Below are 12694 nucleotides of genomic sequence, written 5' to 3'. Positions count from 1 at the left end.
TGTGAACTTCCGCGATAATTAACTCTCGGCAGCCAAATTGAGAGGTGGAGAAATTGGAAAAAACCAGATTTTATGCGGATTTCACTTGATTTTGAGTGGGAAACATGGTAAGATAATAGAGAAGTAATTACATCTCTATGGAGGCTGCCATGTATATGAATTTCCTTGTGAAGATACCGACTGGGGAAAACGGTATCACAATAAAAAACATCAAGGGAACTACCTACGTGTACTATGCGTATGAGAGAAAGTATGACCCTGTCAAGAAGTATTCCGTCCCCAAGACCACATCCATCGGAAGACGTGATGATGAGCACCTTGACATGATGTATCCTAATGCTAACTGCATGAAGTTCTTTCCGGATATAGAGATCCCTGAAGAACTGGAAGGGGATACCAGCCGCAGCAGTTGCCTGAATGTTGGAGCATTTTTTGTAATCAGGAAGATCATTGCCAGTTATCATATCGACGAGATGGTTAATCGTATTGTTGGCAAGGATGCCGGACTGTTTCTTGATCTTGCTGCATATAGCATTCTAACTGAGAACAATGCCGGTCAGTATTATCCTGACTATGCTTATAAGCATCCTCTCTTTACAAAAGGGATGCATGTCTATAGTGATTCAAAGATTTCAGACTTCCTTGGCCAGGACATGACTGATGCAAGGATTGCTTTCCTTAATGAATGGAATAAGAACCGGGATCACAGATCAAAGATTTATGTTTCTTATGATTCAACCAATAAGCACTGCCAGGCAGGTGATATAGATCTTGCTGAGATCGGACATGAAAAGGATAAGCAGGATAAGCCGATTTTCAACTATGCGATAGCATATGACAGGAACAACAATGAGCCCCTTTTCTATGAGGACTATCCGGGTAGCATCAATGACGTGTCACAGCTTCAGTACATGCTGGAAAAGGTGGAAGGCTATGGCTATAAAAATATAGGATTCATCCTCGACAGGGGATATTTTAGTGAGGCAAACATTCACTACATGGATCACCACGGCTACGGCTTTGTGATTATGGTCAAGGGCATGAAGGACCTTGTGAGTGAGCTTGTTTTAAAACATAGAGGCAGTTTTGAGCAGAGCAGGGCAAACAGCATAAGATCCTATAAAGTCAATGGAATGACAGTTAAGATGCAACTGTTCCCTTCGGATGAAAAGGACAGATATTTCCACATATACTACAATGACAGAAAACATGCAGCAGAACGCGAGAATGTAGAGAGAAAGATAGACAGGATAGTCGAGTTTCTTGAAAAGAACAGGGGCAAGAAGATACCCCCAAGTCCAAACATTGAGAAATACTTTAAACTTGAGATTTACAATAAGGGCAAGGAAGATGAACGACTCCTTGCATGGCGCGAACGCACTGATGTCATAGACAGGGAGATTGCACTCTGTGGATACTTTGTACTTATCACATCAGAGTCCATGACAGCGGAAGAAGCAATAAACCTGTATAAGAGCAGGGATGTTTCCGAAAAACTGTTCCGCGGAGATAAATCATATATGGGAGCAAGGGCAGAAAGGGTTTATGGAAATGAATCTCTGGAGACCAAGCTTTTCATAGAGTTCATAGCTCTTATCATACGTAATAAGATATATACATGCCTTAAGGATGAAGTAAAGGAGAGTGGACAGAAAGAGAATTACATGACAGTTCCAGCCGCACTTAAGGAACTTGAAAAGATAGAGATGATAAAGTCCTCTGACAATACATACAGGATAGATCACGCAGTAAGTGCTACCCAGAAAGCGATACTGAAAGCATTCGGGATGAATGCAGCAGACATAAAGACGCTGGGAAGAGCACTCGGAGAAGATCTAAAGAATGTAATTGTTAAGGCAAATGCAGAGAGGGAGGACTGATATCATGGCAAGAACAAGTTTAGACGATAGAATCAAGAAACAGGAAGAGGCAGTATTTAAGGCAAAAGACAGATATGAAGCAGAGCTTAAAGAACTGGACAAGCTCATAACAAAGCGCAGGGAACTTGAGAGCAAGGAACTGGTGAAGGCTTTCGAGAAGAGTAAAAAGTCACTGAAAGAGATCATAGAATTCATGAATGGGGACGCTGATGAGGAGGATTAAAAATCATCAACCCTGCATTAAGAGATTTTTTGAGGGGATTTACCGGAAGTGACGACGAGAGTTAAAAAGATAGGAAGTTAACATAGACGCCATCTCCATGACATGCTTACCAACCTTGGGCGATCCTGTATAGAATATCTTATCGAATCCCGCTTCAAGACACATATCTGCTACGTCGTGGCCACCGTCTATCACTGCTACATATTTAGTAGGGAAAAAAGCTGTGACCACCTTCTTCAGAACCTGCGTAGAATATGAAGACTTAGAGCTTGCCTTGATAACAGCTGTATTGCCGCCTGCAATAGCAGGTATCAGGACGCCAAGCGACAACGTAAACGGGAAGTTGAAAGGACTTATGATAAGCGTGTTACCATAAGGCATCTTGTAGACTTTGGTAATAATACTTGGGAAGCAGGTAAGACCGCTAAAATGAGTCTCAGGCTTAGCCCACTTTCTAAGCCCTTCTATAGTTTCATTTATCTCAAGGATTATGGTACCTATATCGCAGAAATAGGCTTCTGCGCCGTGTCGCCCAAGGTCCTTTGAAAGAGCATTTTTGATCTCATCTTCATATTGTATAACAGCGCTTTTAAGCCTTTTGAGCTGTCTGATTCTAAATGACAGATCCAGAGTTTTTCCGGTTTTGAAGAATTTCTTTTGCTGATCTAATATGTCATTAATATATGCCTGTGTGATCATGGGTGCAATCCTCCATTAGAAAAAGGAATTGTGAACTATTCTTAAGAACATTATATCAGATGGAAACTATCACAGAATATGGTAGGCTAGAAATTGAGAAAGATGAATATTTGACTGTTTACTCAGGATTTTTAGTGATACTATACTGTTTATATGGGAAGTTTAAGCTGTTTGATTTCTGATGAGCATAACTATCTAACGGTAATAAATTAACTGCATTAAAAATATCCAAAACACCCACAAGTCCAATTATCCGTGTATAATAGAACTATAAACGTTATATTGAATATGAGTCTATTCAAACAGGTAAGGAGGTATATACTAATGAAGTTCTATGTATGTAAGGTTTGTGGCAATTTCGTAGAAATGGTTAAAGAATCAGGCGCTCCTATGACATGTTGTGGTCAGCATATGACTGAGCTTGTACCTGGAACTTCTGATGGAGCAGTTGAGAAGCATGTACCGGTTTATACAGTTGATGGTAACAAGGTTACAGTTACTGTAGGATCTGTTGAGCATCCTATGCTTCCTGAGCATTACATTGAATGGATCGCAATCGAGACAGCTAAAGGAGTTCAGAGAAAAGCGCTTAAGCCCGAAGAGAAACCTTGCGCAGAATTCCTTCTTACAGAGGGCGATAGTGTAGTTGGTGTATATGCATATTGCAACCTTCATGGCCTTTGGAAAGCAGAATAAGTACGAGTGCTTATCAGTCTAAAAAAATGATGTGTTTATGCGACTCGCAAATTGCCTAGCAATTTGCGAGTTTTTATACGCTAAGCAGAGAGGGGATTACGATATCACATATTGAATATCAGATTATGCTCATTATGATGATTCATGTCATTAAAGATCTCAAGCCTTGGAATAGTCATCTCGCCCTTCATGGCTGCAAAGTCGAATATAGTAACTGAGCATACACCAAAAGGAAGCGTAGTAAGTACTATTGGAAAAGAGATTGATAACAGGTGTGAAAAAAGTATCGCGCCGGATCCGCCATGGGCGAACAGTGCTATAGTGTCACTGCACTCTTCCATGCATCTGTAGAAATTGCCTTCTCTTTTAAGACCGTACTGCGCTAACAGCTCATCTATCCCTGAATTGATCCTGTCAAAATAATCCATACAGATATTATTTTTAAAATATGGATGCTCAGACCATTCTTTATCACCGGTATATTCAGGATGCTCCGTCAGAAGCTTATATGATATGGACCAGGGATGCCCCTCAAACGGTATCTTCTGACTCTCATCTATGTTCTGATCCTTGTCTCCCCACCATATCTCATGCATATAGTCAAGTACCTGTACGTCAAGTCCGTGATCCTTGGCTGTATATGAAGCTGTCTCTATTGCTCTTCCATTAGAAGATGCGTATATGGCTTTGATCTTCTCATCATGAAGCCTTGCGGCAGTATTCATAGCCTGCGTTCGTCCAATGTCTGTCAGGCAGTCATTCTGGTAATCGGGATCTCCGTGTCTTACAAATATCAGTCTCATCTTATGTTCCCCTCAAAATGCGAATATGTAAAAATTATACAAACTCTGCGCATCATAAACAAGTTTGAAAATGTTCCATTTTCAAACCCAAATTGGTGTCGCGAGCTCCACTGTGATGTTTTTTTTACATAGTTAAAATTTATCCTTTTTATTATTACTATTGGTATATAGAAAAGTGCAACAAGCCAAGCTAATTGGCCGCTTTCGGCACTAAAAAACTCTCCGGACAGTATTTGTCGGAGAGTTTCCATAATGCTCATATCAGAAGCTGGATATATACATACGTGAACTTCCTGTAGAAAGTTCACGTATTATATGTCTCCATAAAATAGCCTCTGTTATCAGCGTGTACAGTAGGTGTGATAACATTCACGTACTACTAAAGAACAGCTTCAAACAGTACCTTATTTCTGATGGTAACTATATTAATTCCTGTTTTCTTTTTCTTATTAAAATTAAAACTTAACATATAACCTGTATTCAGGCCAAAATAATCCAAATATTCACACAACTGATCTTCTCCACGCTTGTTGTAACTATCTCCGTGCCATATTTTCATCTCAATAATATATCTGACGCCCAAATAATCTATGATCACATCAGTTCTGGTCTGATCTCTCGTCTGCGCCTCTATATAATAATTTCCAGTTCCATTTATAATCGGCTTTAAATACAGTAAAAACAATTCTCTTCCATCTTTTTCAAGAAATCTGTCCTCCAGCGGACCACATATTTCTGTATAAGATGAAATGAAATGTTCAAGAATAAGTTTTAAGTTAAGTTTTCCGTCTATAATAAAGATGTTCTTTGCCAAACCACCTTCCTTAACAAAAACATTATTCTTCATAATCTCATCTGATAGAAAATAATTATACAAAAATGTTTCATATATTCTATTTGCAATTACAACGATACCATTTCTATTCTCGATAAAGCCATACATCTGCATCTGTGCAAGCTCTTCTTGATAATTATTAAAAGGTATACTTACTCCCTCAATCAGAATACTCTTCAAAACCTCTCTCAGATTTGGATAGTTAGTAAGTTTTCCAATAAGAGATTCAAATAAAGTATTGCTGTCATTAACAATTATTTTAACAGCCTCATCAATTCCATTTCTCGTCCAGGCATCGGACAAGTCCTGAAATCTTGAGGGAACGAGCTTTTCGTCAATAATCTGACACATTCTGCTTACAAGATAAGGATAACCATTGGTGTAGTCGATTATCTCTTTAGCAATATTCTCGCTATCAATCATAATGCTATGATCAACTGCGTAACCATCAAGCATTTGAGCAATTCCTACCACATCAAGGCGCATAGATATATCAAAGTCAGCTGCTATATTCCAAGGGCTATTCACCTTACGAGTGCCTTCGTCTCTGATCTTACTCTTCATATTCTTAACATCAGTGACGCCGGCTAATATGACTGACTTAAAAGTCGGTATATTCAATGAATTTCTGCGTATATAACCTTCTCTAAGCTGAGCCAAAAAATCCAAAAAGACCTGATTATTGGTCGCGCTATCAACTTCATCAATAATAAGAACTATCTCTCTATCCGAAATCTTACACCATTTGGTAAAAAGATCGAACAACTCTCCCATTTTAGCCTTATTATCATTTCTACTAACAAAGTCTTCGAAAACACTTCTAATATCGTCAGGCACATCTAAGCCATTAGTAGCCTGCATCAATAGTAGTCTTGATACTTCCTGAACAAAACTCTGCTCAGTTCTATATCCGGCCGCACTTATCCCTTGAAAGTCAAGGCTAATCACCACGTACGAACCCGAAAGATTCTTAGTCAAAGCTGTAAGTGTTGTTGTCTTACCGTATTGTCTGGCTCTGTTTATGGTGAAATACTTCTCAGCTTCTATCATTTTTCTGATTTCAGCAATTCTATCAGAAATATCTACCATGTAATGCTTTTCAGGAATGCATACTCCAGTTGTATTAAATGATTTCATATTAAAAATCCTTTATGGCACCTTACAAACAAATTATCTTATCGAGAATTATGAGAATATCTTCTATTGACTATTATAGCGCCGAGCTAAGCTCGGCGCTACTTATATTTGGCCTGCATCACCTATATCATCAGAAGCTGTTGTTGATTGTCAAGTAAAATTGACCCTCTCCGGGTCTATTTTAAGTGTAAATCAACACCTGCGTGCAACTAAATTCGAAATGACGCCTCTTAACATAACATAATTTTATATACTTTTATATGATTATCTTGTGTTTGGTTGTTTTATATTATTTTATATAGTATTATATATACATAGTAAATTATATTATTTTATATAGAATCATATAGTTGTTGTGCCATTATATAGATACATGAGGTTAACCATTTATGAACAATAGAAATCCATATACCATAAGCTTTGGTAAAGTCCCAACTAAATACCTGAGCAGAGCAAGCATTATAGACAGCATCGTTGAAGCTCTTGAAAGCGATATCCCTGATGAACAGGCCTTTAAACTAACAGGCATTCGTGGTACCGGTAAGACAGTAACTCTAACAAGCCTTGAGAGGCACTTCAATGATGAAAAAAACTGGGTTGTGATCGGAATCAGGTCTGATTCTGATATCATAAGCGAACTTGTAGCCAGGCTATATAGCAGCGTCCCACTCATAACCAAATTTGTAGATGCCAACCTGAACCTGTCTGCATTTGGCATTGGCATTAATGTCTCAAAAAAGAGCCCTGTTGCAAGTATAGATTATGCTCTTGAAATACTTCTTTCTGAATTAAACAAACATGGAAAAAGGCTTCTTGTTACTATAGATGAAGCCAGGAATACCAAGGGAATTATTGACTTCATTCAAGAATTTCAGATACTGATAAGGAAAGACCTTCCGATTTATACCATTCTTGCCGGACTATATGAAGATATAGAAAGTCTGGAGAACACAAAAGGGCTTACTTTCTTCCTGCGTGCTACTAAATTCGAAATGACGCCTCTTAATATAACCTATATAAGAGACGATTATCAAAAGACTCTAGGAATCACCTTTGAAGAAGCTGAGAAAATGGCCTATATAACGAAAGGTTACGCCTTTGCATATCAAACACTTGGAAAATACATGTGGGATTCAAAAGGAAAGACAGTGACAGACGAGGTCTTACGTCAATTCGATGATGTTCTGGCCCAGAAAGTATATTACAAAATATGGTCTGAACTTGCACCAAACGACCGCTGGTTCCTTAAATTTATAGCCCAAAAGGATTCCATGACAGCAACTGATCTTCTGGAAATGACTAAAAAATCACATAGCGAATGGTCAGTTCCACGTAAACGACTAATGGAAAAGGGCGTCATTGATACAAGGCTTCGCGGGGTTATCACGCTTAGGCTGCCTAGATTCAAGGAATTCATAGATGCACAGATTGAGTTTTGATATAAAAAAACTGCTCTGCCTCAATAGCAACAGGTAGAGCAGCGCTTTTCTAAAACAAAATCAGGATATAAGTCCTTCCTCTTTCAGGATAGCCTTAACCCTCTCAACAGACAGCTGTGATTTATGAGCAATTGTTTCTATATTCATGCCATCCTCAAATCTGGCTATTACTTTACCTTCTTCTCTGCCTTCTTCTCTACCTTCTAATTTACCTTCTTTTCTACCTTCTTCTCTACCTTTTGCTCTTCCCTTTTCTTCTCCTTGATCTATCAAAACTTGACTCAAATTACACATTTCACCAAGTCTCCTTTCAGTATCTACGCTCATCATTAGTGCAAAATTTTCTGACAAACTCTACTTCCTTTTGGGCTGATATCATTCGTCCCAGATAATAAATTATTCTGTTATCAAGATGATATCCTAGCTTTGATGTATTCGTGCTCTTCTGAGCTTCAATATTAATCATAATCTTGACGTTTTGTTTCTGATCCTGAAAACCACAAATGCAAGCAATGCTCCAAGAAAACCACCCAAAGTATTATGGAACAGGTCATCAACATCAAAGACACCTACAACAAAAATATACTGAACTACTTCTATCAAAAGGGAAAAGGCACCGCTAAACACCGTGGTCAGTAAAACCGAACTGAATTTCTTTTCCCTCTTAAGAAGTATTAGAATCAATATTCCTATCGGCACAAATGCCAGCACGTTCTCTATGCCGAGATAAAACAGGTATTTATTTCCGTACTCAATTGCTCTTTTGTAGGATAAAAACAGCTGAAAATTAACCTTTCGCTCAAATCTTTTGTAATGGAGGATAACTGCCATAGAATAAACTATGAACATATATCCCTGCAGGGCAGCCTGCATTATTCGCTCGTTGGTATTTTCTGATCTTATGAAAACAAGCATCAATAACATAAGGAGGATAAATATACTGAATATTATATAAGTATCCCCTGTGAAAATACCTATCTCAAAGTGATTTTCAAAGTCGTATATGATAGATTGCCAAAAGTTATAGTTCATGCAATTATATACCGTGTTGTAAGTTATGAAACTGATTATTGTCAGAATTTAAATGTATCTTTAAGACCAAGCCATTTCTGATCTTTGTCAGAGAGATTCAGACATGTTCCATCTTCGAGGGTATATCCTTCTGCTGAAGGGCTTCCTTTATACTCTCCAATAAGCTGTGGCCACTCAATTCCAATCTCAGGATCATTCCATGCAAGGCCACCCTCATCATTGGCATGCCAGAAGTCATTAACCTTATAGCAAAATTCTGCTTCATCTGACAATACAAGAAAGCCGTGTGCAAAGCCTTCAGGAATCAAAAACTGCTTTTTGTTCTCTTCTGAAAGCTCTACGCCATACCATTTACCATATGTCTGGGAGTTTGATCTTAAATCTACTGCTACATCAAATACTTTACCACGAATTGCTCGGACAAGCTTGCACTGTGGATAATTTTTCTGAAAATGAAGTCCTCGAAGAACTCCTTTTGTAGACATAGACTGATTGTCCTGAACAAACTTTACGTCTATACCTGCTTCTTTCATATCATTTTCGTTATATGTCTCCATGAAATATCCGCGGGCGTCTCCATGAACTGCCGGAGTAATGACACATAAACCTTCTATTCCGCCCACATTCTTTTCAACTGTAATCTGTCCCATTTCTTAATACTTAACCTTTCCTTTTCATTAGTCAGCCAGCTTCCTGCTGTACATACTGTCATAATATTTTTCATAATCACCTGAAGTGATGTGCTCCATCCACTCCTGATGCTCAAAATACCACTTTATAGTTTTACGGATGCCTTCTTTGAACATTGTCTCAGGCTCCCAGCCGATCTCATCCTTGATCTTGTCAGGTGCTATAGCATATCTTCTGTCATGACCCTTACGATCTTCTACGTATGTGATGAGATCATATGAAAGGTGTGCCTTCCTTGGATCTTCATCGGAAAGCTCTTCCTTTAAGATGTCGATGATAGTCTTAACGATCTCTATATTCTGCTTTTCATTGTGTCCACCGATATTGTATGTCTCAAAGAGTCTTCCCTGTTCCTGAACCATATCGATAGCCTTGGCGTGATCTTCAACATAAAGCCAGTCGCGTACATTCTTACCATCACCGTATACAGGAAGCTTCTTTCCTTCAAGAGCATTGTGGATGATAAGTGGAATGAGCTTTTCGGGGAACTGGTAAGGTCCGTAGTTATTGGAGCAGTTAGTAATATTAGCAGGGAATTTATATGTATCCATATAAGCCTTTACCAACATATCTGAACTTGCCTTTGATGCTGAATACGGGCTATGAGGTGCATATGGAGTTGTCTCATAGAAGTATCCGCCATCTTCAGGAAGTGAACCGTAAACTTCGTCTGTTGAAACGTGAAGGAATTTCTTGCCTTCCTTGAAGGTTCCATCAGGAAGCTCCCATGCCTTCTTTGCTGCATTAAGCATAGTTGCTGTTCCAAGTACGTTGGTCTCAACGAAGATTTCAGGATTTACGATTGAGCGGTCAACGTGACTTTCTGCTGCGAAGTGTACAACACGATCGATATCATTCTCTTCAAAAATCTTGTAGATTGCATCTCTGTCGCAGATGTTAGCCTTAATGAATGTATAATTCTCATTGCTTTCAAGGTCACTGAGATTCTCAAGGTTACCTGCATATGTAAGTGCATCAACGTTGATAATACGGATTGTATCACCATATTTTTTGAACATATAGTGAATGTAATTTGAGCCGATGAAACCGGCGCCTCCAGTAACTAAATATGTTTTCATATTTTATTTGCTCCTTATTATAAAGCTCTTGAATCTGATCAGCCTGTAGCTTGCGTTTCTGTTCCTGCAAAACTTCTCAAACTTCTCGAACTCGCAAATTGCAGCAGGTACTGCCAATTAATTAGTTTAAATACTGCTGTACATTTTCATCAACGTCTCTTTTCGAAAATTATAAATACAGTTCCTGACTATTAGCGCAATATTATCTATAAATATCTTAGTTGACATGACCTATCAGCCTAGATTTTGTTAGTGGAACTTTCTTCATGAAGTTCACGTAATTAAGTGGTCAGAAAAGTCAATTAGGAATAAAAGATAAGCCATAGAAAACTATTGAGTAATAAATGTTGCTTTATGAAAAAATACTGTTATAAGGAAATGTCTCACTAATATTCGATACATAATAATATGAATACCAGAAATATGTTTCTAGAATAATAGTGCATAAACTCAAGATAATTCTAGTAAGCTTTCTTGTATTTGACATAATCACATTTGGCAATCCCACTATTATCACTGGGATAAACAAATATGCAATTCTATTCGCACTTGGAAGTCCTATAGCTAGTACAATACATCCTAAAAAACTATAACATATCACAATATTATATAGTTTTTTGGCTTTTCCCCCATTAACATTTTGAGAACAAAACAACATTATAGCCATAATAATTATTTGTGTTATTGTTAACAACCTGCTACTTCCTGTATCTCTACTTGAGCCAAAATATTTAACATATGTAATACCTGAATTTAATAGAAGGTTATAAATTATTCGTTTCAAAAAGCCAGAAACGCCATAGAATGCTAACAAAAGTAGTATTATACCAGCCTTTCTTTTATCATTTTTCTTATTAGATAATAGATGTATTTTATCAGAGCTTAGCAAATATAAAGGAAAGTAAATAATCGCCATCGAATGAAATCCTGCTGCAACTGCAATAGCCAAAAAGTATTTTTTCCAATCATGTTCGACAATAAATTTTATAGCATATAATCCAATAACTGTTGCAACCATTTGTCGCATTATGTTTAGTGATTGAGAAAAAGTTCCACTTAATAAAACTAAAGCCACGCTTAATACCCAGTTTTTTGAGAATGTAATTATAAATAAAACTATAATTCCTGAAAAAATAACTGAAGTCAGAAAGAATACTAGTTGAACAGAATTCATAATTCTGCCAATTTCAACAATTATTCTATAAATCGGCTCCATTTTTATCGAATTACCTGCAAAAACACTACCTATATACATATCACTTCTTAAGTAAGTAGTATAATCAGTTCCAACATTCACTCGAAGACCAGATACAAAGGCAAAAGGAAATACACTTAAAATAGCAAATAATTTCCATTTCTTCATTTTTATTCCATGCCTATTACTTACTATATTGACCCTTTTCAGTGTCAAACTATAATTATACTGTGCCACCCCTATAAACATTGTAGACATCAAGGTCATCATCACATATACGATCATATAATTATTCCCTTTTCAAAACACTTTCGTAAAATGACTGAATATTCTTGTGCGGCGGAGCCGCCTATCCGGTGTGGCGTGAGCCACGTGTCCGGACAAGCGTGAGCCACCTTTATTTGTACCTTTACAATTACATACGGTCAGTTTCTGATAAACCATAAACCTCTCGCATGGAAAGATCCTTGGATGGATCTATTGGAACGATGTTGATGACGTATCCGTCATGTACGATACGATCCAGTATAGCATCTGCCAGAGGGGAAGCATCTCCTCCGAGCTGTTCATACCAACCCTCTTTTGTATATTGAGAGCAGAAGATGGTGGAGGATCTCTTTCTCCTTCTGTGGAGCAGCTCAAAGATGTCTGTCTGCTCTTCTGGTGTAGGTTTCATTAATAGCCACTCATCCAGGATAAGGAGCGTAGGATTGGAATACTTGGATAACACCTTTTTGTATGTGCCATTTTCTCTGGCTGTTCTTAAGTCTATAAGAAGATCTGGAAGTCTTACATACTTGGTGTTGTAGTAATGCTTACATGCCTCCATTCCAAAGGCACATGCCATATAGCTTTTTCCACTGCCTGTGGCTCCGGTGATAAATATGTTGCGGTAATCTGCGATATATTCACAGCTGGCAAGTCTCTTTATCAGTTCCTTATTGAGCTTTCTTCCCGAAGTGTAGTCTATATCCACTACACTCGCG

At 37.9% G+C, this 12694-nt stretch carries 13 protein-coding genes; 4 read left to right on the top strand and 9 right to left on the bottom strand.

Annotated elements, in window-relative coordinates:
- Window positions 1–149 precede the first annotated feature (149 nt).
- Together BMX21_RS18690 and BMX21_RS18685 are read left to right on the top strand one after the other, a co-directional pair.
- Complete coding sequence (locus BMX21_RS18690) at window positions 150–1880, top strand: IS1634 family transposase (protein ID WP_092039752.1); 1731 nt, start codon at window positions 150–152, stop codon at window positions 1878–1880.
- 4 nt (window positions 1881–1884) lie between these two features.
- A complete protein-coding gene (locus BMX21_RS18685; RefSeq protein ID WP_022755965.1) occupies window positions 1885–2103 on the top strand; it encodes a hypothetical protein in 219 nt (72 codons plus the stop codon).
- Between the two features lie 39 nt (window positions 2104–2142).
- On the opposite strand, the gene BMX21_RS18680 is transcribed toward BMX21_RS18685, so the two are convergent.
- Complete coding sequence (locus BMX21_RS18680) at window positions 2143–2802, bottom strand: aldehyde dehydrogenase family protein (protein WP_092046958.1); 660 nt, start codon at window positions 2800–2802, stop codon at window positions 2143–2145.
- Window positions 2803–3126: 324 nt separating this feature from the next.
- On the opposite strand from BMX21_RS18680, the gene BMX21_RS18675 reads away from it, so the two are divergent.
- Window positions 3127–3498, top strand: a complete 372-nt coding sequence (locus tag BMX21_RS18675; RefSeq protein WP_022754458.1) for a desulfoferrodoxin family protein — start codon at window positions 3127–3129, stop codon at window positions 3496–3498.
- Window positions 3499–3602: 104 nt separating this feature from the next.
- Here the strand turns inward: BMX21_RS18675 and BMX21_RS18670 are convergent, their stop codons facing one another.
- Together BMX21_RS18670 and BMX21_RS18660 are read right to left on the bottom strand one after the other, a co-directional pair.
- On the bottom strand, window positions 3603–4301 hold the full coding sequence (locus BMX21_RS18670; protein ID WP_092046955.1) for a histidine phosphatase family protein: 699 nt from the start codon (window positions 4299–4301) through the stop codon (window positions 3603–3605).
- A 379-nt stretch (window positions 4302–4680) separates the two neighbouring features.
- Window positions 4681–6273, bottom strand: coding sequence for a P-loop NTPase family protein (locus BMX21_RS18660; protein WP_027206305.1), 1593 nt, complete (start codon window positions 6271–6273; stop codon window positions 4681–4683).
- Window positions 6274–6662: 389 nt separating this feature from the next.
- Between BMX21_RS18660 and BMX21_RS18655 the strand changes: the two genes are divergently transcribed.
- Window positions 6663–7712 (top strand): mS29 family ribosomal protein, encoded by a 1050-nt coding sequence (locus BMX21_RS18655; RefSeq protein ID WP_092046949.1) that lies wholly within the window; start codon window positions 6663–6665, stop codon window positions 7710–7712.
- A gap of 60 nt (window positions 7713–7772) precedes the next feature.
- On the opposite strand, the gene BMX21_RS18650 is transcribed toward BMX21_RS18655, so the two are convergent.
- The 6 genes from BMX21_RS18650 to BMX21_RS18625 form a co-directional block, all read right to left on the bottom strand.
- Window positions 7773–8063: a hypothetical protein gene (locus BMX21_RS18650; protein WP_092046947.1), complete on the bottom strand. Its 291-nt coding sequence runs from the start codon at window positions 8061–8063 to the stop codon at window positions 7773–7775.
- Between the two features lie 111 nt (window positions 8064–8174).
- A complete protein-coding gene (locus tag BMX21_RS18645; RefSeq protein WP_051212843.1) occupies window positions 8175–8744 on the bottom strand; it encodes a VanZ family protein in 570 nt (189 codons plus the stop codon).
- A 41-nt stretch (window positions 8745–8785) separates the two neighbouring features.
- Entirely contained in the window at window positions 8786–9394 is a 609-nt protein-coding gene (rfbC, locus tag BMX21_RS18640) for a dTDP-4-dehydrorhamnose 3,5-epimerase (protein WP_027216467.1), read from the bottom strand.
- 27 nt (window positions 9395–9421) lie between these two features.
- Window positions 9422–10513: a dTDP-glucose 4,6-dehydratase gene (gene rfbB, locus BMX21_RS18635; protein ID WP_027216466.1), complete on the bottom strand. Its 1092-nt coding sequence runs from the start codon at window positions 10511–10513 to the stop codon at window positions 9422–9424.
- A gap of 352 nt (window positions 10514–10865) precedes the next feature.
- Complete coding sequence (locus BMX21_RS18630) at window positions 10866–11993, bottom strand: EpsG family protein (protein WP_027216465.1); 1128 nt, start codon at window positions 11991–11993, stop codon at window positions 10866–10868.
- A 130-nt stretch (window positions 11994–12123) separates the two neighbouring features.
- Window positions 12124–12694: ATP-binding protein (locus BMX21_RS18625; RefSeq protein ID WP_092046943.1), on the bottom strand; the 571-nt coding region annotated here is incomplete at its 5' end.

This window comes from Butyrivibrio sp. TB, from assembly GCF_900110805.1.
In the GTDB taxonomy this organism is placed as follows: Bacteria; Bacillota; Clostridia; order Lachnospirales; family Lachnospiraceae; genus Butyrivibrio; species Butyrivibrio fibrisolvens_C.
This window is presented reverse-complemented; position numbering and strand designations above follow the sequence as displayed.